The organism is Sphingobium sp. R-21 (assembly GCF_049913335.1).
GTDB lineage: Bacteria > Pseudomonadota > Alphaproteobacteria > Sphingomonadales > Sphingomonadaceae > Sphingobium.
This window is the reverse complement of the sequence record NZ_CP184374.1, coordinates 943,306-967,503: the sequence shown is the minus strand read 5'-3', so window position 1 is coordinate 967,503 and position 24,198 is coordinate 943,306. Positions and strand designations below refer to the sequence as shown.

The following is a 24,198-nucleotide window of genomic DNA, read 5'->3' as shown; positions in this document are numbered from 1 at the left end:
CCCAATGCCCAGCCCTGCACTGGCAGCGCTTTCGGCTCTTCCCCAGGCTGATCTGAAGTCCATCTTCACGACCGATCCCGACCGGTTGAGCAAATTCACCCTGACGCACGGGCCGATCCGCTTCGACTGGTCGAAGACGCACCTGACCGACGAATTGTTCGACGGTTTCCTGAAGCTGGCGGAGGAACAGGGCTTTGCCGCGCAGCGTGACGCCCTGTTCGCGGGCGAGGCGGTGAACAACACGGAAGGGCGCGCCGCCGAACATCCCGCCGAGCGGGGCGAGGGCAATGCGGACAGCGTGGCGCGGGCCAAGATGTTCCATGCGCGGATGCGCGCGCTGATCGATGCGATCGAGGGCGAGGCGCTGGGGCCGATCCGGCACATCCTGCACATCGGCATCGGCGGATCGGCGCTGGGCCCCGACCTGATCATCGACGCCTTGGGCGGGGACGGCGCGCGCTACGATGTCGCGATCGTCTCCAATGTGGACGGCACCGCCATGGAACGGGCGATTTCGCGTTTCGACCCGGAAGCGACGCTGATCGCTGTGGCCTCCAAGACCTTCACCACGACCGAAACCATGCTGAACGCGGCGAGCGCGATCAACTGGATGGTCGAGGCAGGCGTGGAAGACCCTTATGGCCGGGTGATCGCGCTGACGGCGGCGCCGGACCGGGCGATCGAATGGGGCGTGGACGAAACCCGCGTGCTGCCCTTTGCCGAAAGCGTGGGCGGGCGTTATTCGCTGTGGTCGTCCATCGGTTTTCCGGCGGCGCTGGCGTTGGGCTGGGACGCTTTCGAGAGCCTGCTGGAAGGGGCGGCGGCGATGGACCGGCATTTCCGCCTGTCCGATCCCAAGGCCAATGCGCCTTTGATCGCGGCCTTTGTCGACCAATATTATGCACGGGTGCTGGGTTGCCAGACGCGCGCGCTGTTCGCCTATGACGAGCGGTTGCGGCTGCTGCCCTCCTATCTCCAGCAACTGGAAATGGAGAGCAACGGCAAGAGCGTGATGCGGGACGGCCAGCCGGTGGACGGTCCCACGGCGCCGATCACCTGGGGCGGCGTCGGCACGGACGCGCAGCATGCGGTGTTCCAGTTGCTGCACCAGGGTACGATCCTGACGCCGGTCGAATTCATCGCCTCGATCGAGCCGGGCCATGCGCTTGATCCCGCGCATCACCGCGCGCTGCTGGTGAACTGCTTTGCCCAGGGCGCGGCCCTGATGCGGGGCAAGGACAATGCGGCCGATCCGGCACGGGCCTATCCCGGCAATCGTCCTTCGACCACGATCCTGCTGAATGACGTGACGCCGGAGGTGCTGGGCGCCCTGATCGCCTTCTACGAGCATCGGACCTTTGCCAATGCGGTGCTGATGAGGATCAATCCCTTCGACCAGTTCGGGGTGGAACTGGGCAAGGAGATTGCCAGGTCCATCGAGGCGGAGGGGCCGAGGGGGTTCGATCCCTCGACCATGGCGCTTATCGACATCGCGCTGGGCGGTGTTTGACGATCGGGTCTTTCCGGTTTCGGGAAGCAAGAAGCATTTGTAACTCCGCTGGCGAAGCTCCATATGCGGGCCCAGTCCAGCGGAGGGATGAATGAGCAATTACGACTTCGACCTTTTCGTCATCGGTGCGGGATCGGGAGGGGTCAGGGCGTCGCGGGTGGCCGCGGCGCACGGTGCAAAGGTCGCCGTGGCCGAGGAATATCGCGTCGGCGGCACCTGCGTCATTCGCGGCTGCGTGCCCAAGAAGCTGCTCATCTATGGCGCGCATTTTGCCGAGGACCTGAAGGATGCGCGGCGTTTCGGCTGGAACGTGCCCGATTGCGGTTTCGAATGGACGACGCTGCGCGACAATGTGCTGGCGGATGTCGACCGGCTGGAGGGGCTCTACAGGAACACGCTCGACAGCCACAAGGTCGAGCTGATCGCGGAACGCGCCACGATCACCGGGCCGCATGGCGTGAAGCTCGCCAGCGGGCGGCAGGTGAGCGCGAAACATATCCTCATTTCCACCGGCGCCTGGCCCATCATTCCCGATATCGAGGGCGCGGAGCATGGCGTGACGTCCAACGAGGTGTTCCATCTGGAGGAATGCCCCAAGCGGATCGTGATCGTCGGCGGCGGCTATATCGCCAATGAATTTGCCGGCATCTTCCACCAGTTCGGCAGCCATGTGACGATCGTCAACCGATCAGGCACGCTGCTGCGCGGCTATGACGAGCAGATCCGCGACCGATTGCTCCAGATCTCGACGATGAAGGGGATTAATTTCCGCTTCAATGCGGAGATGGAGAAGATCGAGAAGAATGAGGACGGCACTTTATGCGTCCGGTTCAGGAACGGCGATCCGGTCGCCTGCGACCTGCTGGTCTTCGCGACCGGGCGCAAGCCGCATGTCGATGGGCTGGGCCTGGAAAATGCCGGGGTCGAGCTGAACGACAAGGGCGCGATCAAGGTCGATGAATATAGCCGCACGAGCTGCGAGAGCATCTATGCGGTGGGCGACGTCACCGACCGGATGCAACTGACGCCGGTGGCGATCCGCGAGGGGCATGCCTTTGCGGACACGGTGTTCGGGGACAATCCGCGCACGGTGGATTACAGCTGCATCCCCTCCGCCGTGTTCAGCCATCCGCCGCTGGCCGGCGTCGGCCTAACCGAAGCGCAGGCGAAGAACAAGCTGGGCACGGTGAAGGTCTACACGTCCGACTTCCGGCCGATGAAGAACGTGCTGGCCGGGCGGGACGAGCGGGCGCTCTACAAGATGGTGGTGGATGCGACGACCAATCGCGTGGTCGGGCTGCACATGATCGGGCCGGATGCGCCGGAGATATTGCAGGCAGCTGCGATTGCGGTGAAGGCGGGCCTTACCAAGCAGCAGTTCGACGACACGGTCGCCCTGCATCCGAGCATGGCCGAGGAACTGGTGCTGCTGAAATAGGATCGGGAGCGGAGGACGGGCTGCCCGGACGGGTTCAGCCCTCCGCCACGAAGGTCAGGACCAGCGCGTCGCGCCAGGCCGGTTGCGCCGGATCGACGCCATGGATCTCAGTGACGCCGTGCAGGATGCGGTGGTCGTCGATCAGTACGGCATCGCCCGCCTGCGCCAGGGTGAATTCGCCCAGCGGCTGGCCGTCGGGAGCGCCGATCCGGGTCACGCCCTCGCCGACATTGCGGCGGTCGACCAGCATCACGAACACCCAGTCCACGCCGTCGCGGTGCATGCCCTCCGGCGTCGGGCGGCCGGCCTCCGCCAGGCTTGCCTCGATGCGGAACTGATGCATTTCGACATGCTGCGGCCCGGCGAGCGGGAAGCTGCGCGCGCAGAAGGCGAAGATGGAACGCATCGCGCCATTGTCGATCGTGGCCTGTTCCACGGGGTCGAACCAGCGCTGCACGTCGCCGTTCAGCGGATTATAGTCGCGGCTCTGGAAATGGGGCTGATGCGGTTTGCGCGTGAACCGGCCCTGGTCGTAGGCGAAGGTCGCGTGGCGGCGGCGGCGGTAGCGACCGCCGTCCGCCATGTAGAGGTCGGGACCAAGGTCGTTCCAGCTGCGGACGAGCGCTGCCCAGTGGTCCGCCGCGATCGCGAGCTGCCCGAACAGCCGGGGACCGTCCAGGCGCGCGAAGCCCGCGGCCTCCAGTTGCTGCCGAAGGGGGGTGTCCGCCAATATGTCCGTGTCGCGCATCCATCTTTCCTAACGGAAGGGACGGACGAGCGACAGGGCCAGTTCCCGCATTCAGGATTGCCGCATGTTCCCGGGCTCAGGCGATCGTTGGAACGATCCCGCCCTCCGCCCTTATGGCGGCGCCGTTGGTGACGGCAGCGAGCGGGCTGGCGAGATAGGCGACCATCGATCCGATCTCGTCCGCCTCTATCAAACGGCGGATGAGGGAGAGCGGACGCATCGTCCGGAAGAACTCCGCCTCGCGATCGGCCTCCGGCGCGTCCTTGTTGTCGACTACGGACTGGATGAAATCGACTATCCCTTCCGACCGGGTGGGGCCGGGGAGGACGGAATTGACGGTCACGCCGGTGCCTCTGGTCTGTTCGGCAAGGCCGCGGGCGATGGCGAGCTGGGCCGTCTTGGTCATGCCGTAATGGATCATCTCTCCTGGGATCACCAATGCGCTTTCGCTGGCGATGAAGATGATGCGGCCCCAGTTCCGGTCGAGCATGCGGGGGAAATAATGGCGGGCAAGGCGCGCGCCGCTGACCACATTGACCTCGAAGAAGCGATGCCAGTCCTCATCCGAGATTTCGGTGAAGGGCCTGGCCTCATAGATGCCCAGATTGTTGACGAGGATGTCGATATCGGGCGCGGCCTCGACAAGGGTGGCTGCGCCGGCGGCCGTGGCGGCGTCGGCCAGTATCGGCCGGATCCTGCCCGATTGGGCGAGTTGCGCGGCGGCCTCGTCCAGCTTGTTCTGGTTGCGGCCGGTGATGACGACTTCGACACCTTCTTCGGCAAGGCGTTTGGCTATGGCAAAGCCGATTCCGGCGGTCGATCCGGTGACGAGCGCGGTCTTGCCGCTGAGTTTCAGATCCATGGGGCAACTCCTGTCTTGCGTGGTTGGGCGCAGAGATAGGAGAAGCAGTCATTGATGATTAGAATGATCGTCGTCACTATAGAAGTGATTCAAGATCATGAGTGGCATATGGATAACCGCTTCGGGGACATAGAGACATTTCTGGCCGTGGCGCAGGAGGGCAGCCTTGCCTCCGCCGCCCGGACATTGCGGCTGACCCCGTCCGCCGTCAGCCGAAGCATCGCGCGGCTGGAGCAGCGTCTTGGCGTCACCTTGCTGCGGCGGACAACGCGATCCCTGGCGCTGACCATGGAAGGCGCGGCCTATCGGGACCGGATGACCGCCCTGATGGCGGAAATGACCGATGTCGAAAGCAGGCTGGGGCAGGAGGACCAGGGACCGCGAGGGCTGTTGCGGGTGAATGCCTCCGTATCCTTCGGCATCCACTGCCTCTTGCCGATCCTGCCCCGGTTTCTGGCGCGGCATCCGGCGGTGACGGTCGATCTGGCGCTATCCGACGCGGTGGTGGACCTGGTGGAGGAGAGGGCCGACATCGCCATCCGGATCGGACCGTTGCGCGACACGCGGTTGCGGGCGAAGAAGCTGGGGCACAGCCGCATGGTGCTGGTCGCCAGTCCCGCCTATCTGGCTGAGCGGGGCACGCCGCGCACGCCCGACGATCTTGAAGGGCATGACTGCTTGCAATTCAGCTTTCGCAGGTCGGTGGACAGCTGGGCGTTCCGGATTGGGGGGCGCACGGTGATGCGGCCGGTACAGGGGCGTTTCTTCGGCAATTCCGGCGAGGTCGTTCGGCAGATGGCGATCGCGGGCGGCGGCATAGCGCGGCACGGGCGGTTCCACGTCGCCGCCGACCTGCGGGAAGGTCGGCTGGTCGAGGTGCTGGGCGATTTCAGCACGGGCGACGGCGAGGATATTCACGCCCTCTATTCCGCTCAGGACCGGCTGGCGGCGCGGCTGAGGGCCTTTCTCGACTTTCTGGAGGAAGAGCTGGAACTGCCGGTTTAGAGCGGGCTTCGATCTGGATTCCCTTTCTTAAGCAGCGATGCCTGGAAATCGCTCTAGCCAATCCAGTAGGGCACGATCTGGCGGTTGTCGGGATCTACGCGGATAGGTCGGTCGGCCGGTGGGAAGGCACGCTGGTCGCAGCTTTGGCGGGGGCAGAGGCGGCAGGTAACGCCTATGGGGGTCGCCGCGCCCTCCACCTCCAGCTGCAGGCCGTCGGCATAGACGAAATTGGCGGCGTGCGCGATTTCGCAGCCCAGCACGACGGCGAAGCGGCGCGGCGTGCGGCTGTAGCTGCCGGAGGGTTTCACCAGCCCCTTCGCCATGGACACATAGCGGACCCCGTCTGGCGTTTCGCCGAGCTGCACGTTGATCCGGTCGGGGACCGCCACCGCTTCATGGACGTTCCAGAGCGGACAGGCGCCGCCGAAGCGGGCGAACTGCAATCGGGTGGCGCTATGGCGCTTGGTGATGTTGCCAGCCATGTCGACACGGCAGAAGAAGAAGGGGATGCCCCGCAGGCCGGGCCGTTGCAGCGTCGAGAGGCGATGGCAGGCCTGTTCGAAGCTGACGCCGAAGCGGCGGGCGAGGCGGTCTATGTCATGGCGCACTTCGCGAGCGGCTTCGCGGAAGGGCGCATAGGGCATCAGCAGCGCCCCCGCGGCATAGTTGGCAAGGCCGATGGCGAGCAGGCGGTCCGCGCCAGGGACGGGCAATGCCGCCTTGTTGACGACGTCGGCGATCACGGCCTGCCCCTCCAGCATCGTCAATTGATGGGCGAGCATGAACTTGCGGCTCTCGGTCGGGAGGGCGGCGTTCACGAACAGCCGCTTTTCGCTGCTGGTATAGGAGCGGAGAGCGGAATCCGGCGTTTCCGCGATCAGCGTTTCAATGCCGTGGCGACGGGCGAGCGCCTCCACCAGCATGCCTTCGTCGAGCGTCTGGCCGGCGGTGAAGCTGGCAGCCATGTCCTCCGCCAGGCAGTCCAGGACATGGACGTAATTGCCCGCTTCGTGGAACCAGTCGCGCGCCGCCTCCCAGGGGAGGCGGGCCTGCACCGCATGGTCGTTGGCGATCGCCTCCTCGATCATGTTGATGCGTTCATTGGCGCGCATATGGGCATTGTAGAGGTCGACATAGCGCGCCGCGAATTCGGGGAATTGCAGGTGCAGCTTCTCGATCCGTTCCGGCTCCATCGGGACGCCGGGCAGTTCGGGATGGGCAAGGGCGAAGGTGAAGGCGCCAAGAAGCTGCTCCTCCTCCCGGCTGTCGAAGCTGGCCCAGTCGGTGGGAAAGGCGCTGGCGACGGCCGCCTTGACCTTCGCCGTCAGGGGGCGGTCGTCATTCTCAAGCTGACTGAGATAGGATACCGATATGCCGAGCGCATGCGCCATGGTCGACTGGTCCATGCGATGGTCCAGGCGGAGCTGGCGCAGGCGCGGACCTGCGAAGATTCGATTGCCACGAGCCATGGATCGTCCATAATTTGCAAAATCGCGATTTGCAAATTGGCAAAATTGCATTTGCGAAAATGCGGAAAGATTGAAATGGGGCGGACATAGACGTCCGCGACAAGCCGGAGAAAAGCCAGATATGTCGAAGCTCGCCATTATCGAACAGCTCGAAGCCAAGCGGGAGGCCGCCCGTCTGGGTGGCGGACAGCGCCGCATCGACGCGCAACATGCCAAGGGCAAGCTGACCGCGCGGGAACGGCTGGACGTGCTGCTGGACGAGGACAGCTTCGAAGAGCTGGACATGTATGTCGAGCATAACTGCATCGACTTCGGCATGGATGGGCAGCATATCCCCGGCGATGGCGTCGTCACCGGATCGGGCACAATCAACGGCCGGCTGGTTTATGTCTTTTCGCAGGATTTCACCGTCTATGGCGGCGCGGTGTCGGAACGGCACGCGATGAAGATCTGCAAGATCATGGACATGGCGCTGAAGGTCGGTGCGCCCGTGATCGGCCTTAACGATAGCGGCGGCGCGCGCATCCAGGAAGGCGTGGCTTCGCTCGCCGGTTATGCCGAGATTTTCCAGCGCAACGTGCTGGCTTCGGGCGTAGTGCCGCAGATCAGCGTGATCATGGGGCCGTGCGCGGGCGGTGCGGTCTATTCGCCTGCCATGACGGACTTCATCTTCATGGTGAAGGACAGCAGCTTCATGTTCGTGACTGGCCCGGACGTGGTCAAGACCGTCACCAACGAGATGGTGACGCAGGAGGAACTGGGCGGCGCGGTGACGCATACGACCAAGTCCGGTGTGGCGGACGTGGCGTTCGAAAATGACATCGAGGCATTGCTGGCGGTGCGCGACTTCGTCGATTTCCTGCCGGCGTCCAACAAGGAACCCGTGCCGGAACGGCCGAGTGCGGACCCGTGGGACCGGATCGAGGAAAGCCTGGACACGTTGATCCCGGCCAATGCGAACCAGCCCTATGACATGCATGAGCTGATCCGGAAGGTGGTGGACGAGGGCGATTTCTTCGAGGTGCAGCCGGCGCATGCGGGCAACATCCTCTGCGGCTTCGGGCGGATCGAGGGCAAGACGGTCGGCATCATCGCCAATCAGCCGATGGTGCTGGCGGGTGTGCTGGACATCAACTCGTCCAAGAAGGCCGGGCGGTTCGTGCGCTTCTGCGACGCGTTCGAGATTCCGATCGTCACCTTTGTCGATGTGCCGGGCTTCCTGCCGGGAACGGCGCAGGAGCATAGCGGCATCATCAAGCATGGCGCGAAGCTGCTGTTCGCCTATGCCGAGGCGACCGTGCCGAAGATCACCGTCATCACGCGCAAGGCCTATGGCGGCGCCTATGACGTCATGTCCTCCAAGCATCTGCGCGGCGACCTCAACTATGCCTGGCCGACCGCCGAGATCGCGGTGATGGGCGCGAAGGGCGCGGTGGAGATCATCTTCCGCGGCAAGACGCCGGAAGAGATTGCCGAGAAGACGAAGGAATATGAGGACCGCTTCGCCAATCCGTTCGTGGCGGCGAGCAAGGGCTTCATCGACGAGGTGATCCAGCCGCATTCGACCCGCAAGCGGATTGCTCTGGGGCTGCGCAAGCTGCGCAACAAGAGCCTCGAAAACCCGTGGAAGAAGCACGACAATATTCCGCTCTGAGGAGAGGGCAGTCATGAAACTCGGTCGCTTGAACCATATCGGCGTTGCCACCCCCTCGCTGGAAGCGTCGCTGGCCTATTATCGCGACGTCATGGGCGCGACGCTGACGCACGAGCCGTTCGACCTGCCCGCCCAGGGCGTGAAGGTGTGCTTCGTCGATACGCCGGGCGAAAATGGCACGGCAGGCACACAGATCGAGCTGATCGAGCCTTTGGGCGAGAACAGCCCGATCCACGGCTTCATCGCCAAGAACCCGGCCGGTGGGCAGCATCATATGTGCTATGAAGTGCCCGACATTCATGAAGCCAAGGCCTGGTTCGAAAAGCTGGGCAAGAAGGTGCTCGGCGAGCCGCGCATCGGCGCGCATGGGACGCTGATCTTCTTCGTCCACCCCAAGGATATGAACGGGGTGCTCACTGAAATCATGGAAACGCCGAAAGAGGGCGCGCATTGATATGACCGAGAAGCCGACGCTGGACCAGTGGGCCGCCGCCGCCGCCAAGGAGGTGAAGGGCAAGGATCTGAACTGGGATACCCCGGAAGGTATCACGGTGAAGCCGCTCTACACGGCCGAGGACGTGACCGTCGATCCGGGCCTGCCCGGCTTCGCACCGTTCACGCGCGGGGTGCGCGCGTCCATGTATGCGGGGCGCCCCTGGACCATCCGGCAATATGCGGGCTTCTCGACGGCAGAGGAATCCAATGCCTTCTATCGCCGCAATCTGGCGGCGGGGCAGAAGGGGCTCAGCGTCGCCTTCGACCTTGCCACCCATCGCGGTTATGACAGCGACCATCCCCGCGTCGTCGGCGACGTCGGCAAGGCTGGCGTGGCGATCGACACGATCGAGGACATGAAGATCCTGTTCGACGGCATTCCGCTCGACCAGATGTCGGTTTCCATGACCATGAACGGCGCGGTGATCCCGATCCTCGCCTTCTTCATCGTCGCGGGCGAGGAGCAAGGGGTCGAGCGCAAGCTGCTCGACGGGACCATCCAGAACGACATCCTCAAGGAGTTCATGGTCCGCAACACCTATATCTATCCGCCCGAGCCGAGCATGCGGATCATTTCGGACATTTTCGGCTATACGAGCCGCGAGATGCCCAAGTTCAACAGCATCTCCATCTCCGGCTATCATATGCAGGAAGCCGGGGCGACGCAGGTGCAGGAACTGGCCTTCACCATCGCGGATGGTGCGGAATATGTGCGCTATGGCGTGGCTTCGGGCCTCGATATCGACAAGTTCGCGGGGCGGCTGAGCTTCTTCTTCGCCATCGGCATGAACTTCTTCATGGAGATCGCCAAGCTGCGCGCTGCCCGCGTGCTGTGGCATCGGGTCATGACGAAGCTGGGCGCGAAGGACGAGCGCAGCAAGATGCTGCGCACCCATTGCCAGACGTCGGGCGTGTCGCTGACGGAGCAGGACCCCTATAACAACGTCATGCGCACCACCATCGAGGCGATGGCGGCGATGCTGGGCGGCACGCAGTCGCTGCATACCAATGCGCTGGACGAGGCGATCGCGCTGCCGACCGACTTTTCGGCCCGCATCGCGCGCAACACGCAGATCGTCATCCAGGAAGAGACGGGCATGTGCAATGTCGTCGATCCGCTGGGCGGCAGCTATTATATCGAGAGCCTGACCCAGCAACTGGTCGACGCGGCGCAGGAGATCATCGACCGCGTCGAGGCCGAGGGCGGCATGGCGAAGGCCGTGGGCGCCGGCTGGCCCAAGGCGATGATCGAGACCGCCGCCGCCGCCCGTCAGGCGCGGGTCGACCTGGGCGAGGACGTGATCGTCGGCGTCAACAAATATCGCCTGGCGAACGAGGACCTGCTGGAAACGCTGGAGGTCGACAACACCAAGGTTCGCGAGGCGCAGATCGCCCGCATCAACCGGGTGAAGGCGGAGCGCGACGAGGCTGCGTGTCAGGCCGCGCTGGATGCGCTGCGTGCAGCGGCGGCCGGGCCGCAGTCGATCGAGAACAACCTCCTTGCCCATGCGGTCGAAGCGGCGCGGGCGCGTGCCACGCTGGGCGAAATCTCCTCCGCCATGGAGGACAGCTTCAACCGTTACGGCACGGTGCCGACGCCGGTGAAGGGCGTCTATGCCGAGCCTTATGCGCAGGATAGCCGCTGGAAACAGGTACTTGACGGGGTGCAGGCCGTCGAGCGGCGCCTCGGTCGCAAGCCGAAGATCCTTATCGCCAAGATGGGGCAGGACGGCCATGACCGGGGCGCCAACGTGATCGCTTCCGCCTTTGGGGACATGGGTTTCGACATCGTGTCGGGTCCGCTGTTCCAGACGCCGGAGGAAACGGTGGTGCTGGCGCTCGACAGCGGCGTCGATGTGGTGGGGGCTTCGTCGCTGGCCGCGGGGCACAAGACGCTGATCCCCGAACTCATCCGGCAGCTTCGGGAAAAGGGCCGGAACGACATCAAAGTGATCGCGGGCGGGGTCATTCCGCCGCAGGATTATGACTTCCTCCGTGACGCGGGCGTTCAGGGGATTTATGGACCGGGCTCCAACGTCGTGGAATGCGCCGCAGATGTGCTGCGCCTCCTCGGCCACAACATGCCCCCGGCGGGGCTGGAGGAAGCCGCATAATGACACCCACTGCCAAAGTCCTTGGCCGCACTGACTGGACCCGCGACGAGATCGCCGCGCTGTTCGACCTGCCCTTCAACGACCTGATGTTCGAGGCGCAGTCGATCCACCGGGCGAATTTTCCGCGCAATGAAGTGCAGTTGTCGACCCTGCTGTCGATCAAGACGGGCGGCTGCCCGGAGGATTGCGGCTATTGCAGCCAGTCGACCGAGGCGGAAAGCGGCCTCAAGGCCACCAAGCTGATGGACGTGCAGGCCGTGCTCCAGGCGGCGGCGCAGGCCAAGGACCATGGTTCGGGCCGTTTCTGCATGGGCGCTGCGTGGCGCAATCCCAAGGAACGGGACATGCCCAAGCTCATCGAGATGGTGAAGGGCGTTCGCCAGATGGGCATGGAAACCTGCATGACGTTGGGCATGCTGTCGTCGACCCAGGCGAAGCAACTCGCGGATGCGGGGCTGGATTATTATAATCACAATATCGACACTTCGCCGGAAAATTACGCCAACGTCATTACCACCCGGACCTTCGAGGACCGGATCGAGACGCTGGAAAATGTGCGCGATGCAGGCATCAATGTGTGCTGCGGCGGGATCGTCGGCATGGGCGAGACGCGGAGCGACCGGATCGGCTTCCTGCATGCCCTGGCGACCATGCCCCACCCTGAGAGCGTGCCGATCAATGCGCTGGTTCCCGTCGAGGGTACGGTGTTGGGCGACATGCTGAAGGACACGCCGCTCGCGAAGATCGACGAGGTGGAGTTCGTCCGCACCGTCGCCGTGGCGCGTATCGTCATGCCGCAGTCGATGGTACGGCTCTCGGCAGGTCGCGAAAGCATGAGCGAGGCGTGTCAGGCGCTGTGCTTCATGGCGGGCGCGAACAGCATCTTCACCGGCGACAAGCTGCTGACGGCGGCGAACGCTGGCGACGACAAGGATAGTGCGCTGCTTTCCAAGCTTGGGCTGACACCGATGATGGCGCAGCCGCATGGGCATTTGGAAGCGGCGGAGTGAGAAAGAGGCTGCCGCTGTTAATCGGCGGCTTCTTCACCTTCATCCTTGTCCTTTGGACTATCCAGACAATCGTTTTCCTTAGAGATCATACATAAAGAGCGGAAGCCGAGGACATAGATGGCAATCACCAAGATCCTGATCGCGAACCGTGGCGAAATTGCGTGCCGCGTCATCCGCACGGCGCGGAAGATGGGCATCAAGACCGTGGCGGTCTATTCGGATGCGGACGCGCGCAGTCCCCATGTGCTGATGGCGGATGAGGCGGTGCATCTGGGCCCGCCGCCTGCTGCCCAGTCCTATCTGCTGGCCGACAAGATTATCGAAGCCTGCAAGGCGACCGGCGCGGACGCGGTGCATCCGGGCTATGGCTTCCTTTCGGAGCGTGAGAGCTTCCGCAAGGCGCTCGACGCCGAGGGCATCATCTTCGTGGGGCCGCCCGCCAATGCCATCGCCGCCATGGGCGACAAGATCGAGTCCAAGAAACTCGCCAAGGCCGCGGGCGTCAATGTGGTTCCCGGCTATGTCGGCGTGATCGAGGATACGGAGCATGCCGTCCGCATCTCCAACGAGATCGGCTATCCGGTGATGATGAAGGCTTCGGCCGGCGGCGGCGGCAAGGGCATGCGCCTTGCCTATAGCGAGCAGGACGTGCGCGAGGGCTTTGAGGCGACCAAGCGCGAGGGGTTGAACAGCTTTGGCGACGACCGCGTCTTCATCGAGAAGTTCATCGAAAGCCCGCGCCATATCGAAATCCAGATACTGGGCGATCAGCACGGCAACATCGTCTACCTCAACGAACGCGAATGTTCGATCCAGCGCCGCCACCAGAAGGTGGTGGAGGAAGCGCCTTCGCCCTTCGTATCCCCCGAAATGCGCAGGAAGATGGGCGAGCAGTGCGTCGCCCTGGCCCGCGCGGTCGGCTATTTCAGCGCGGGTACGGTCGAACTGATCGTGTCGGGCGCGGACAAGACCGGCGACGGATTCTATTTCCTGGAGATGAACACCCGCCTGCAGGTGGAGCATCCGGTCACGGAAGAGATCACCGGCCTCGACCTGGTCGAGCAGATGATCCGCGTCGCCAATGGCGAGGAACTGTCCTTCCGCCAGGAAGATGTGAAGATCAACGGCTGGGCGATCGAGAACCGCGTCTATGCGGAGGATCCCTATCGTGGCTTCCTGCCTTCGACCGGCCGCCTGATCCGCTACAATCCGCCTGAAACGGGTGCGGACGAAACGGGCGCGCTGGTGCGCGTGGATGACGGCGTGGTCGAAGGCGGTGAGGTCAGCATGTTCTACGACCCGATGATCGCCAAGCTGATCACCTGGGCGCCGACCCGTCTGGAGGCCATCGACAAGCAGATCGCGGCGCTGGACCTGTTCGAGATCGAGGGGCCGGGGCACAATATCGACTTCGTCTCCGCGCTGATGCAGCATGAACGATTCCGTTCGGGCAACATCACCACCGGCTTCATCGCGGAGGAATATCCGGAGGGGTTCACCGGCGCTCCGGCTTCCGAAACGCTGCTGAAGCGCCTGTCGGCCATCGGCGCCTTCGCCGCCATGGCGCAGGCGGACCGGGCGCGGCGGATCGACGGGCAGTTGGGCAAGCGCCTGTCTCCGCCGACCGATTGGCAGGTGAAGATCGGTGACGCGATCCACGATGTCGTGATCAACGGCGATGACGTCACGGTCGACGGCGAAGCCATGGAACTGGCGCTGGAATATACGCCCGGCGACCGGCTGATCGAGGCGGAGTTCGGCGAGGAGCAACTGGCGGTGAAGATCGCGCCGGTGCGGTCGGGCTTTGTGCTGACCGTCCATGGCGCCAGCCACAAGCTGCGCATCCTGCCCGCCCATGCGGCGGTGCATGCCCGGCACATGATCGAGAAGATCCCGCCAGACCTGTCGCGTTTCCTGATCTGTCCGATGCCCGGCCTTCTGGTCGCGCTGAACGTCCGGGAAGGGGACAAGGTCGAGGCTGGCCAGCCGCTTGCCGTGATCGAGGCGATGAAGATGGAGAATATCCTGCGCGCGCAGAAGGCGGGCGTGATCAAGAGCGTGTCCGCCGCGCAGGGCGAAAGCCTGCCGGTGGATGCGATCATCCTGGAACTGGAATAATCGGGCGGCGCCAAGGGAAAGTCGGGATGCGCCTCTCGACTTTTCCGCCGCCGGCATTGCGAGCGATCGGTTCCGATCGCCTGGAAATCGCTCTGGATTTCTTGCTTTCCGCGATTTCTTAACCAGCGATCGGTTCCGATCGCTTGGAAATCGCTCTAGCATGACCGCATGCATGTGAACCACGATTCCGGGGCGGTCGCCGCCGACCCCATCGGCTTCGACGATTTCCTGAAGGTGGACATCCGCGTCGGCACCATCGTTTCGGCAGAAGCTTATCCGGAGGCGCGCAAGCCCGCCTACAAGCTGCTGATAGATTTCGGGGCTGCCATCGGGCTGAAGAAATCAAGCGCGCAGATTACCGAAAATTATGCGGTCGAGGAACTGGCGGGCCGGCAGGTCGCGGCGGTCGTCAATTTTCCGCCGCGGCAGATCGGGAAATTCATGTCCGAGGTGCTGACTTTGGGTTTCGCGGATGAGGCGGGAGCGGTGATGCTGTTCGCGCCCGACCGGGTGGTGCCGAACGGGTCTCGCCTGTTCTGATCGGTAGGGCATAACCGGCCGGGGCAGATGCGCTGCCGATGCCGATGGCGCTTGCAGGGGTTCGGTGCGGCGGTAGAACGGGCACAGGGAAATCGTGCAGTCGAACGGGGGTGGAATGAGGGACGATGCGGCCGACGCCGACTATGTGATGGACGCAAGGCGCGACCGGCTGGTAATCACCGCGTCGGCGCTCGGCACATTATTCGAATGGTATGATTTCTACATCTACGGCGTGCTGGCTCCGATCATCGGCAGGACATTCTTCCCGACCGACAATCCGACCGTCGAACTGCTCTATTCTCTCGCGGGGTTCGCCGTCGGCTTCGGCTTCAGGCCGCTGGGCGCCGTGTTGTTCGGCTATCTGGGCGACAGACTGGGGCGGAAATATACCTTCCTGGCGACGATCATGCTGATGGGGGCAGCAACCGCGGGGGTCGGGCTGACGCCTTCGGCCGCAAGCATTGGCATCGCCGCGCCGATCATCCTCATCATGCTGCGCATTGCGCAGGGACTGGCGCTTGGCGGCGAATATGGCGGTGCCGCCATCTATGTCGCCGAACATGCGCCCCCGCGCCGGCGCGGCTTTTACACCAGCTTCATCCAGGCCGGCGTGATCGGCGGCTTCATCCTTTCCCTGATCGTCGTGATCGGCACGCAATGGATCGTCGGCAAGGCGGTATGGGACGATTGGGGATGGCGGCTGCCCTTCATCTTCTCGCTGGCGTTGCTGGCGATTTCGCTCTGGATGCGGCTGATGCTGCGTGAAAGCCCGGTGTTCGTGGCGATGAAGGCGGGGGGCGCGCAATCCCGCAATCCGCTGAAGGAAGCCTTCACCTATCCCGGCAACAAGCGGCGGATGCTGGTGGCGATGATCGGGATCGCGGCGGGCTTTACCGTGATCGCCTATACGGTGATGTTCCAGGCGCTCTATTTTCTTCAGAACGGGCTGCATGTCGCATCCGGCATGGCGCAGCTCCTCGTTGGAGGCAGTGCTTTTGCGGGCGTGGCGGCCTTCATCTTCTTCGGCTGGCTGTCCGACCGGGTGGGCCGGAAAAAGCCCATCGTCATCGGCTATGCGCTGGTCCTGCTGCTGCTGATGCCGCTTTATCAATTCATGGGCAGCATGGCCAATCCCGCCCTCTATCAGGCGGCGCAGCGCGCGCCGGTGGTCGTGAGCGGGCCTGATTGCCGCTTCGACCCCTTCGCGAAGGTTCAGCCAACCGCCTGCGGCAAGTTGCTCGATCATTTTTCCAAGCGCGGCATTCCTTATGAAAAGCGCGAGGCTGCGGTGTCCTCCGTCAGCATTGGTGCGGCGAGCGTCGCCGATATCAGCGCGCAAGGGCTGGATGCGGCGCTGCATGACGCGGGCTATGCCTCCGCGCCCGTGACGCCGGACTGGCCCCGCGTCATGCTGCTTTTCATGGCCCTGTTGCTGCTCTGGACGCTGTCGGGGGCGACCTATGGGCCGGTGGCGGCGTTGCTGTCGGAATATTTTCCGGCGCGGATACGCTATAGCTCGCTGTCGATCCCCTATCATATCGGGACCGGCTATTTCGGCGGGTTCCTGCCGCTGGTCAGCCAGTATATCGTGGCGCGGACGGGGGATCCCTATGCCGGGCTGTGGTATACGATGGCGGTGGTGGCAGCGGCGCTGTTGACCTGCATCATCGCCCTGCCGGAAACGCGCGGGGCACGGATGGATGCCTGATCCCTCGACGCTGGCGTCGCGCAGCGCTATCGGACAGGCGATGGCTGATTTTTCCGCACCGCTGCGCCTGCGCCTGGATGGCGACGCCCTGCTTGCCAATTGGCGCTGGTTGAAGCGGCTGGGCGGCGCAGCGGCATGCGGGGCCGCGATCAAGGCCAATGGATATGGGCTGGGCAGCACGGCGGTCATGCGGCGCCTTCTGGAAGCGGGGTGCCGGGATTTCTTCGTATCCAACTGGGCCGAGGCGGCCGTGCTGGAGCCGTTGGTCGGCGAGGGCGTGTCGCTTTCCGTGCTGCATGGCGTGCGGGAGGAGGACATGACCGTTGCGCTGGCCTCCCGCGCCAGGCCGGTGCTGTGCACGGAAGGGCAGATTGCCCGATGGAGAGCGGCGGGCGGCGGGCCGTGCGACGTCATGGTCGACACGGGCATGAACCGGCTGGGGCTGGATTGGCGGGGTGATGTGTCAGCGCTAGTTGCGCGGATGGACATTGTGACGCTGCACAGCCATCTGGCCTCCGCCGACGAGGATACGCCGCTCAGCCAGGACCAGCTCGAACGGTTTTCAGCGCTGCGGAGCCAGGTGAGGGCGGCGCGCTACAGCCTGGCGAACAGCGCGGGGATCTGCCTCGGCGCGGCCTATGCCTTTGATATGACGCGGCCGGGAATAGCGCTCTATGGCGGAGTGCCGCGAGAGGAGGCCGCCGGACATATCAGGCAGGTGGTCTTTCCCGAGGCCCAGGTGCTGCAACGCCGCCGCGTCCGGGCTGGCGATACGATCGGCTATAATGCGACCCATCGGGCAGCGGCGGAGATGGAGATCGCGGTGGTGAACCTGGGCTATGCGGACGGATATCTGCGCGGATTTTCCGGGCGGGGTTCCATGGCCGTGGGCGACAAAAGCCTGCCGGTGGTGGGGCGGGTGTCGATGGACTTGACCGCTGTCGACGTGTCCACGTTGCCCGACATTGCGGAGGGGGATTGGCTGGGCGTCGATTATGCGCTGGTGGAGGCGGCGGCGGTTTCCGGCTTGTCGCAATATGAGTTGCTGACCGGTCTTGGCGCGCGCTTCGATCGGATCTGGCGCTGACATGAAAAGGGCCGCCGATCCGCAAGGGGATCGGCGGCCCAGCCATTATTCCATCACTGGCTCAGGGCCGTTCGACGCACATGGCGACGCCCATGCCGCCGCCGATGCAGAGGGTCGCAAGGCCCTTCTTCGCGTCGCGCTTCTGCATCTCGTAGAGCAGGGTGGTGAGAACGCGGGCGCCGGACGCGCCGATCGGATGGCCGATGGCGATCGCCCCGCCGTTTACATTGACCTTTTCAGCATCCCAGCCCAGTTCCTGGCCGACGGCCAGCGCCTGCGCGGCGAAGGCTTCGTTGGCTTCGATGAGGTCGAGATCCGCGAGCGACCAGCCAGCCTTGGCCAGCGCCTGACGACTTGCCGGGGCCGGGCCGATGCCCATGATCGAGGGATCGACGCCGCAGGTCGCGAAACCGGCGATGCGCGCCAGAACCTGCGCGTTGCGCCGGGACGCTTCGTCGGCGCTCATCAGCACGAGGGCGGCGGCGCCGTCGTTGATGCCGCTGGCATTGGCGGCGGTGACGGTGCCGTCCTTCTTGAATGCGGGACGCAGGGCCTGCATCGCATCCAACGTGGCGCCGGCGCGAATATATTCGTCGGCGTCGACGATGGTGTCGCCCTTGCGTCCCTTGACGGTCACGGCGGCAATCTCATCCTGGAAGCGGCCCGATGCGCGGGCGGCCTCCGCCTTGTTCTGGCTGCTGACGGCGAATGCGTCCTGCGCTTCGCGGCTGATCTGATATTTTTCGGCCAGGTTTTCGGCCGTGATGCCCATATGATAATTGTTGAAGGCGTCGGTCAGGCCGTCATGCGTCATCGTGTCGATGAAGGAGATCGGTCCCATTTTCGCGCCGGCGCGCAGATATTGGGCGTGCGGCGCGAGGGACATGCTTTCCTGGCCGCCCGCGACCATGATGCGCGCATCGCCCGCCCGGATCGCCTGTGCCGCCAGGGCAACGGCGCGCAGGCCCGAACCGCAGAGCTGGTTGAGGCCGATGGCGGTCCGCTCGACCGGGATGCCGGCGTTGACGGCGGCCTGACGGGCGGGGTTCTGGCCCTGGCCGGCGGTCAGCACCTGGCCCAGGATGACTTCGTCCACTTCCTCCGGCGCGACGCCGGCCTGTGCAAGTGCCGCGACGATGGCGGTGCGGCCCAGTTCATGCGCAGGAGTCGATCCGAACGCGCCCATGAAGCTGCCGACGGCGGTACGCTTGGCAGCGATGATGACGATGTCTGACAAAGTCTGATCCTCAATTCCAGGGGGTGATGTTTTCGCGGCTGCACATATCATCATCCGCCATGGCTGGAAAGCCATTGGGACAGCGGCTCCCACAGCAATGCCCGGGCCGCGCCGCCCACGATCATGCCGACATGGCCAAGCATCAAGCTTATGTTCTCTGCCATCTGTGGCGCGGCGGCGGCGGGGACGATGCGGTCGGTTGTGGAACGGATCGAAAGCGTGGGACAGGAGAGCCGGCCAGGATCGATCGCCAGTCCGTCGACATGCCATTCGCCCCGCCCGCTCGCATTCGCAGCGTAGAACCCCTCGAAAAGATCACGACCCGCAGCAAAGCTGAGCGGCGGGCCGCCATTGGCCCAGTCCTCCACCGCGAGAAAGGCCTGTTCTTCATGAGAATGGGGCGCCATGTCGGCGAAGGCGGCATATTTGCGAATCGTCCGGCCAGGATCCATCGCCCAGAAGCCGGATTGCAGCACCTCCATCGGTACATAGCCCAGTCGCTCGCACATCGGCCTGGAGCCTTGCCAGAGCGACCCGATCTCCTGAAGGTCGGCGGCCGGGAAGCCGTCGAAATTCCAGGGGGCCGCGATCGTCGCCAGCGCCCGTGCCGGTTGCAATGCCGCCGCCGCGATCGCCAGATTTCCGCCAAGGCAATATCCGACGATGATCGGTGTTCGCTGCAGGCTGCCCAGCATCGGCAGCAGGCGCTCCGTCACGTGCCGGTCGAGGCCCAGCGCGCCATCGTCCGCGGCCGGCGTGCCCCAGTCGACCAGATAGGCATCATGCCCTGCTGCACTCATGTGGCGCAGCATGGAGCGGCTGGCCGAGAGGTCCAGCACCTGCGGCGGGTTGATCAGCGAAGGCACGAACACCACCGGATGGCGCCCGTTTTCCGTCCCATATCGAAGCAGCCTGGCGCTGCCCGCGCGGGCGACGACGGGGACCGGAGCGGGCGGGGCAGGGCGGTCAGCTTCCTGATATCTCCGCAAGCCCTGGAAAGCCCGTTTGCGCAGTTCGGCATCGCTCTCCGTTTCGCGCCATAAAATATTGAGAAAAAGGGGTAAGGGCCGCGGTCCATGTTGCGGCGCGGCATTCGCTTGTGCTATTGCGGAAAATACAGGTGTGGGAGAGGTATCCATGGCCAAATCTAAGACCGCGAACGAATCCGAACCGGTCGTTATCAAGAAGTACGCTAACAGGCGGCTCTATAACACAGAAACGTCGAGCTACATCACGCTGGATCTTTTGTCGCAGATGACTCGTGAGGGGCGCGAGTTCGTTGTCGTCGATGCGAAGACCGGAGAGGACATCACGCATAATGTCCTGACGCAGATCATCATGGAGGAGGAGCAGAGGGGCAAGAACATGCTGCCCGTCAACTTCCTGCGCCAGTTGATCGCCATGTACGGCGATTCCATGCAGTCCATGGTGCCGCAATATCTGGAAGCGTCGATGGACGCGTTCCGCAAGAACCAGCAGCAATTTCAGGAAGCCATGAAGGGCGCCTTCGGAGGAGGCCCGCTGGCCGAGATCGCCAAGCGCAACATGCAGATGTTCGAAGCGGCGGCGAGCGCCTTTGGCACCGGCATGCCGGGGATGCCCGGAATGCCGGGCATGACGGCGCCTGCGCCGGCGACGGCTGCCGATGAGAGCAAGGATGACGAGATTGCCCAGCTCAAGGCGCAACTGGCGGCGCTGAATGCGAAGATCGACAAGCTGAGTTGAGATCTTGGCAAAGGCCGACAGACTTGAGCGACTGGACGTCCGTCGCGAGGAAATGGAAGCGGAGTATCGTGACGCGCTGATCGCGGCGCTCCGCGAGACGGCAAGCGGCCGCTGGGGCTTGTTCGGCCATAATGACGATCGCTGGGCGCGGGCAAATGCCCAGCCGGCGATCGATCGCCTGGAAGAGCTGGCCGACGACATCGATCGGCTTCGCAGCCAATTGAGCCTCGACGTCTTCGCACTGCACCGGGAATTTCTGGCGGCTCGGGGCAAGCCCGCTGCCGATGCCGTCGGCGAACCCAAACAAGCGAAGGCCTGGCTGGAACAATTGGGCGCGGGCGCCTGATCCGGGATTGCTTGCTCGCCTGACGTCCGCCTCTTCTGCGGGTCGCCCTGCTCTTCTGGGGGTCGACATGGGCGGCGCGGTTCGCCTATGGCGCGCCATCCACTCGAATTTAAGGTCGATCCCGTGAAGCACGCCCTTTCCGTTACCCGCGATCAGGATTTCGCCGCCTGGTATCAGGCCGTCATTTCCGAAGCCGACATGGCCGAGGAAAGCGGCGTGCGCGGGTGCATGGTCATCCGGCCATGGGGTTATGGCATATGGGAACGGATGCAGAAGCTGCTGGACGAGCGCATCAAGGCGACCGGCCACGAAAACTGCTATTTCCCGCTGTTCATCCCGCTGTCCTATTTCGAGAAGGAGGCGGAGCATGTCGACGGCTTTGCCAAGGAAATGGCGGTCGTCACGCATCACCGGCTGATCCAGAAGGACGGGAAGATGATCCCGGACCCCGAAGCCAGGCTGGAGGAGCCGCTGGTGGTTCGCCCGACTTCGGAGACGGTGATCGGCGCGGCATTTTCCCGCTGGGTGCAGAGCTGGCGCGATTTGCCGGTGCTGATCAACCAATGGGCCAATGTCGTCCGCTGGGAAATGCGCACCCGCATGTTCCTGCGCACCGCCGAATTCCTCTGGCAGGAGGGGCATACGGCGCATGCCACCGTCGATGAGGCGATGGAAGAGACGCTCAAGATGCTGGAAGTCTATCGCAGCTTTGCCGAAGAATGCGTCGCCTTGCCGGTGATCGCGGGTGAGAAGCCGGAAAATGAGCGCTTTCCCGGTGCCGTGGCGACCTATTCCATCGAGGCGATGATGCAGGACGGCAAGGCGTTGCAGGCGGGAACGTCGCATTTCCTGGGCACGACCTTCTCATCGGCGCAGAACATCAAGTTCCAGAATGCCGAGGGGCAGCAGGAACTGGCGCAGACGACAAGCTGGGGCGTTTCCACGCGGATGATCGGCGGGCTGATCATGGTGCATGGCGACGATGACGGGCTGCGCGTGCCACCGCGGGTGGCGCCCTATCAGATCGTCGTCGTGCCCATGCTGCGCGATACGGACGAGGATGCGGCGATCCTGGAATATTGCAGCAATCTGGTGACGGAACTCAACAAGCAGGATGTGTTCCGCGAGCCGGTGCGCGCGCTGCTGGACCGGCGGCCCGCCAAGGCCGCGAACAAGCGCTGGAGCTGGGTCAAGAAGGGCACGCCGATCGTGATCGAGGTCGGCGGGCGTGACATGGCGGGTGGCAATGTGTCCGTCATTCGGCGTGATCGGCTCTATCGTGAGGATGGGAAGCTCGATAGCCAGGTCGTGGCCAAGGATGATTTCCTGGGCAGTGTGGCCGGGATGATCGAGGAGATCCAGCAGGCGCTGTTCGCGGACGCGCAGGCGCGGCTGCTGGGGAATATCGACAAGTCGGTGACGTCGCTCGATGGGCTCAAGGCCTATTTCGGGGCGAGCAGGAAGCCGGGTTGGGCGCTGGTGCAGTGGGCCAAGCCGACCGGGGCTGCGCTCGACAAGGTGGTTGAGTGGTTGAAGGGCGAGAAGCTGACGCTGCGCAATATTCCCTCTGATGCGGAAGCGGCCGACGGCGTTTGCGTGTTTACCGGCGAGAAGGCGGTGGAGCGGGTGCTGGTGGGGCGCAGCTACTGACTTTTAATCGGTAGGTGAAGTCGGGACCGGTCCCGACTTCACGTGATTGACAGAGGCGTCTGAATAACATGGTGTCAGTAAGGGCCAGGTTCGCCCTTACAGCACATATTTGCTGAGGTCGGTGTTGCGCGCGATCGCGCGCAACTGCTTTTCCACATAGGCGGCGTCGACCAGCAGCGTTTCGCCCTGGCGGTCCTCCGCGTCGAAGCTCACATCCTCCAGCAGTTTTTCCATCACCGTCTGGAGGCGGCGGGCGCCGATATTCTCGACCTCGCTGTTCACTTCGGCGGCGATTTTCGCCACGGCGCGGATGCCGTCGGGCGTCAGGTCGATGGTGACGCCTTCGGTTGCCAGCAATGCGCGATATTGCGCAACAAGGCTGGCCTTGGTGTCGGACAGGATCGACACGAAATCATCCTCGGTCAGGCCCTTCAACTCCACCCGGATCGGTAGGCGGCCCTGCAGTTCCGGCAGCAGGTCACTGGGCTTTGCGACATGGAAGGCGCCGCTGGCGATGAACAATATATGGTCGGTCTTGAGCGGACCATATTTGGTCGAGACCGTCGTGCCCTCGATCAGCGGGAGCAGATCACGCTGCACGCCCTCGCGGCTGACGGAGCCGCCGCGCACGTCGCTGACGGCGATCTTGTCGATCTCGTCGATGAAGACGATGCCGTTCTGCTCCGCGCTGGTGATGGCGACGCGGGCGACATCGTCCTGGTCCAGGCGCTTGTCCTGCTCCTCCTCGACCAGCTTGTCCCAGGCGTCCACCACGCGCAGCTTGCGCCGCTTCTTCTGCTGCTGCCCGAAGGCCTTGGACATCATGTCGCTGAGGTTGATCATGCCGATCTGGCCGCCCATGCCGGGGATTTCCATGGGCATGGAGGGGCTGTCGGCGACTTCCACCTCGACCTCGACATCGTTCATCTGGTTGTTCTCGATCCGCTGGCGAAAGGAGAGGCGCGTGGCCTCGCTCGCTTCCTTGCCGGTGAGCGCGTCGAGCAGGCGGGACATGGCGGCTTCGGACGCGGCTTCGCGCACCGCTTCGCGACGGCGATCCTTTTCCAGACGCACGGCTTCCTCGACCAGGTCGCGCACGATCTGTTCGACGTCGCGGCCGACATAGCCCACTTCGGTGAACTTGGTGGCCTCCACCTTGACGAAGGGCGCGTCGGCGAGCTTGGCGAGGCGCCGGCTGATCTCCGTCTTGCCGCAGCCGGTGGGCCCGATCATCAGGATGTTCTTGGGCGTCACCTCTTCGCGCAGGTCGGCGGGAAGGCGCTGGCGCCGCCAACGGTTGCGCAGCGCGACCGCAACGGCGCGCTTGGCGTCGGCCTGGCCGATGATATGCGCGTCGAGGGCGGAAACAATGGCTTTGGGGGTCAGATTGTCGTTCATCTTCATCTCACTCCCCTCCCGCATGCGGGAGGGGCCGGGGGTGGGGGCGACTGCCTCAGCAATCGCGTGCAGCGGTTCGGGACA

General features: G+C 64.1%; 20 protein-coding genes. 14 read left to right on the top strand and 6 right to left on the bottom strand.

Features of this window, described 5'->3' with window-relative positions; genetic code table 11:
* The first annotated feature begins 4 nt into the window (after nt 1–4).
* Together pgi and gor are read left to right on the top strand one after the other, a co-directional pair.
* The gene (gene pgi, locus ACN9MX_RS04510) at nt 5–1,510 is read left to right on the top strand and encodes a glucose-6-phosphate isomerase (RefSeq protein ID WP_426387252.1); all 1,506 of its coding nucleotides are present in this window, start codon (nt 5–7) and stop codon (nt 1,508–1,510) included.
* A 91-nt stretch (nt 1,511–1,601) separates the two neighbouring features.
* Nucleotides 1,602–2,948 carry a glutathione-disulfide reductase gene (gene gor, locus ACN9MX_RS04505; RefSeq protein WP_363754281.1) on the top strand — a complete coding sequence of 449 codons (1,347 nt, stop codon included), beginning with the start codon at nt 1,602–1,604 and terminating at the stop codon, nt 2,946–2,948.
* A 34-nt stretch (nt 2,949–2,982) separates the two neighbouring features.
* Here gor and ACN9MX_RS04500 read toward each other — a convergent pair whose 3' ends face one another.
* Together ACN9MX_RS04500 and ACN9MX_RS04495 are read right to left on the bottom strand one after the other, a co-directional pair.
* Entirely contained in the window at nt 2,983–3,696 is a 714-nt protein-coding gene (locus tag ACN9MX_RS04500) for a 2OG-Fe dioxygenase family protein (protein WP_426387251.1), read from the bottom strand.
* Nucleotides 3,697–3,772: 76 nt separating this feature from the next.
* The gene (locus ACN9MX_RS04495; RefSeq protein ID WP_426387250.1) at nt 3,773–4,558 is read right to left on the bottom strand and encodes an SDR family NAD(P)-dependent oxidoreductase; all 786 of its coding nucleotides are present in this window, start codon (nt 4,556–4,558) and stop codon (nt 3,773–3,775) included.
* A 108-nt stretch (nt 4,559–4,666) separates the two neighbouring features.
* Here ACN9MX_RS04495 and ACN9MX_RS04490 point away from each other — a divergent pair, with 108 nt between their 5' ends.
* On the top strand, nt 4,667–5,563 hold the full coding sequence (locus ACN9MX_RS04490; RefSeq protein WP_363754278.1) for a LysR family transcriptional regulator: 897 nt from the start codon (nt 4,667–4,669) through the stop codon (nt 5,561–5,563).
* 53 nt (nt 5,564–5,616) lie between these two features.
* Here ACN9MX_RS04490 and ACN9MX_RS04485 read toward each other — a convergent pair whose 3' ends face one another.
* Nucleotides 5,617–7,032 (bottom strand): helix-turn-helix domain-containing protein, encoded by a 1,416-nt coding sequence (locus tag ACN9MX_RS04485; RefSeq protein ID WP_363734794.1) that lies wholly within the window; start codon nt 7,030–7,032, stop codon nt 5,617–5,619.
* A gap of 121 nt (nt 7,033–7,153) precedes the next feature.
* On the opposite strand from ACN9MX_RS04485, the gene ACN9MX_RS04480 reads away from it, so the two are divergent.
* From ACN9MX_RS04480 to alr, 8 genes are all read left to right on the top strand, one after another.
* Entirely contained in the window at nt 7,154–8,686 is a 1,533-nt protein-coding gene (locus ACN9MX_RS04480) for an acyl-CoA carboxylase subunit beta (protein ID WP_426387249.1), read from the top strand.
* A gap of 13 nt (nt 8,687–8,699) precedes the next feature.
* Complete coding sequence (mce, locus tag ACN9MX_RS04475; protein WP_363734795.1) at nt 8,700–9,140, top strand: methylmalonyl-CoA epimerase; 441 nt, start codon at nt 8,700–8,702, stop codon at nt 9,138–9,140.
* A gap of 1 nt (nt 9,141) precedes the next feature.
* Nucleotides 9,142–11,295 carry a methylmalonyl-CoA mutase gene (gene scpA, locus ACN9MX_RS04470; RefSeq protein ID WP_426387248.1) on the top strand — a complete coding sequence of 718 codons (2,154 nt, stop codon included), beginning with the start codon at nt 9,142–9,144 and terminating at the stop codon, nt 11,293–11,295.
* Nucleotides 11,295–12,305, top strand: coding sequence for a biotin synthase BioB (gene bioB / locus ACN9MX_RS04465; RefSeq protein WP_363754273.1), 1,011 nt, complete (start codon nt 11,295–11,297; stop codon nt 12,303–12,305). Before scpA ends, bioB begins: the two co-directional genes overlap by 1 nt.
* Before the next feature lie 117 nt (nt 12,306–12,422).
* Nucleotides 12,423–14,423: a biotin carboxylase N-terminal domain-containing protein gene (locus ACN9MX_RS04460; protein ID WP_426387247.1), complete on the top strand. Its 2,001-nt coding sequence runs from the start codon at nt 12,423–12,425 to the stop codon at nt 14,421–14,423.
* Between the two features lie 168 nt (nt 14,424–14,591).
* On the top strand, nt 14,592–14,963 hold the full coding sequence (locus ACN9MX_RS04455) for a tRNA-binding protein (protein WP_133652031.1): 372 nt from the start codon (nt 14,592–14,594) through the stop codon (nt 14,961–14,963).
* A gap of 115 nt (nt 14,964–15,078) precedes the next feature.
* A complete protein-coding gene (locus ACN9MX_RS04450) occupies nt 15,079–16,671 on the top strand; it encodes an MFS transporter (protein ID WP_426387246.1) in 1,593 nt (530 codons plus the stop codon).
* 40 nt (nt 16,672–16,711) lie between these two features.
* On the top strand, nt 16,712–17,758 hold the full coding sequence (gene alr, locus ACN9MX_RS04445; protein ID WP_426387471.1) for an alanine racemase: 1,047 nt from the start codon (nt 16,712–16,714) through the stop codon (nt 17,756–17,758).
* 61 nt (nt 17,759–17,819) lie between these two features.
* Here alr and ACN9MX_RS04440 read toward each other — a convergent pair whose 3' ends face one another.
* Both ACN9MX_RS04440 and ACN9MX_RS04435 read right to left on the bottom strand, forming a co-directional pair.
* Nucleotides 17,820–18,995, bottom strand: a complete 1,176-nt coding sequence (locus tag ACN9MX_RS04440; protein ID WP_426387245.1) for an acetyl-CoA C-acetyltransferase — start codon at nt 18,993–18,995, stop codon at nt 17,820–17,822.
* A 50-nt stretch (nt 18,996–19,045) separates the two neighbouring features.
* Nucleotides 19,046–20,134: an alpha/beta hydrolase gene (locus ACN9MX_RS04435; RefSeq protein ID WP_426387244.1), complete on the bottom strand. Its 1,089-nt coding sequence runs from the start codon at nt 20,132–20,134 to the stop codon at nt 19,046–19,048.
* Between ACN9MX_RS04435 and phaR the strand changes: the two genes are divergently transcribed.
* The 3 genes from phaR to proS all read left to right on the top strand — a co-directional run bounded on the left by phaR (nt 20,133) and on the right by proS (nt 22,716).
* Entirely contained in the window at nt 20,133–20,720 is a 588-nt protein-coding gene (gene phaR, locus ACN9MX_RS04430; protein ID WP_363734802.1) for a polyhydroxyalkanoate synthesis repressor PhaR, read from the top strand. The genes ACN9MX_RS04435 and phaR overlap by 2 nt on opposite strands.
* 4 nt (nt 20,721–20,724) lie before the next feature.
* Nucleotides 20,725–21,066, top strand: coding sequence for a hypothetical protein (locus tag ACN9MX_RS04425; RefSeq protein ID WP_363734803.1), 342 nt, complete (start codon nt 20,725–20,727; stop codon nt 21,064–21,066).
* 123 nt (nt 21,067–21,189) lie between these two features.
* Nucleotides 21,190–22,716, top strand: coding sequence for a proline--tRNA ligase (gene proS, locus ACN9MX_RS04420; protein ID WP_426387470.1), 1,527 nt, complete (start codon nt 21,190–21,192; stop codon nt 22,714–22,716).
* 96 nt (nt 22,717–22,812) lie between these two features.
* Here the strand turns inward: proS and hslU are convergent, their stop codons facing one another.
* Entirely contained in the window at nt 22,813–24,114 is a 1,302-nt protein-coding gene (gene hslU / locus ACN9MX_RS04415; protein ID WP_363735382.1) for an ATP-dependent protease ATPase subunit HslU, read from the bottom strand.
* Nucleotides 24,115–24,198: the final 84 nt, after the last annotated feature.

Excerpts from the sequence above, each read along its gene's own strand:
- pgi (WP_426387252.1), top strand. The coding sequence starts at position 5 with ATGCCCAGCCCTGCACTGGCAGCGCTTTCGGCTCTTCCCCAGGCTGAT.
- gor (WP_363754281.1), top strand. The coding sequence starts at position 1,602 with ATGAGCAATTACGACTTCGACCTTTTCGTCATCGGTGCGGGATCGGGA.
- ACN9MX_RS04500 (WP_426387251.1), bottom strand. The coding sequence starts at position 3,696 with ATGCGCGACACGGACATATTGGCGGACACCCCCCTTCGGCAGCAACTG.
- ACN9MX_RS04495 (WP_426387250.1), bottom strand. The coding sequence starts at position 4,558 with ATGGATCTGAAACTCAGCGGCAAGACCGCGCTCGTCACCGGATCGACC.
- ACN9MX_RS04490 (WP_363754278.1), top strand. The coding sequence starts at position 4,667 with ATGGATAACCGCTTCGGGGACATAGAGACATTTCTGGCCGTGGCGCAG.
- ACN9MX_RS04485 (WP_363734794.1), bottom strand. The coding sequence starts at position 7,032 with ATGGCTCGTGGCAATCGAATCTTCGCAGGTCCGCGCCTGCGCCAGCTC.
- ACN9MX_RS04480 (WP_426387249.1), top strand. The coding sequence starts at position 7,154 with ATGTCGAAGCTCGCCATTATCGAACAGCTCGAAGCCAAGCGGGAGGCC.
- mce (WP_363734795.1), top strand. The coding sequence starts at position 8,700 with ATGAAACTCGGTCGCTTGAACCATATCGGCGTTGCCACCCCCTCGCTG.
- scpA (WP_426387248.1), top strand. The coding sequence starts at position 9,142 with ATGACCGAGAAGCCGACGCTGGACCAGTGGGCCGCCGCCGCCGCCAAG.
- bioB (WP_363754273.1), top strand. The coding sequence starts at position 11,295 with ATGACACCCACTGCCAAAGTCCTTGGCCGCACTGACTGGACCCGCGAC.
- ACN9MX_RS04460 (WP_426387247.1), top strand. The coding sequence starts at position 12,423 with ATGGCAATCACCAAGATCCTGATCGCGAACCGTGGCGAAATTGCGTGC.
- ACN9MX_RS04455 (WP_133652031.1), top strand. The coding sequence starts at position 14,592 with ATGCATGTGAACCACGATTCCGGGGCGGTCGCCGCCGACCCCATCGGC.
- ACN9MX_RS04450 (WP_426387246.1), top strand. The coding sequence starts at position 15,079 with ATGAGGGACGATGCGGCCGACGCCGACTATGTGATGGACGCAAGGCGC.
- alr (WP_426387471.1), top strand. The coding sequence starts at position 16,712 with ATGGCTGATTTTTCCGCACCGCTGCGCCTGCGCCTGGATGGCGACGCC.
- phaR (WP_363734802.1), top strand. The coding sequence starts at position 20,133 with ATGGCCAAATCTAAGACCGCGAACGAATCCGAACCGGTCGTTATCAAG.
- ACN9MX_RS04435 (WP_426387244.1), bottom strand. The coding sequence starts at position 20,134 with ATGGATACCTCTCCCACACCTGTATTTTCCGCAATAGCACAAGCGAAT.
- hslU (WP_363735382.1), bottom strand. The coding sequence starts at position 24,114 with ATGAACGACAATCTGACCCCCAAAGCCATTGTTTCCGCCCTCGACGCG.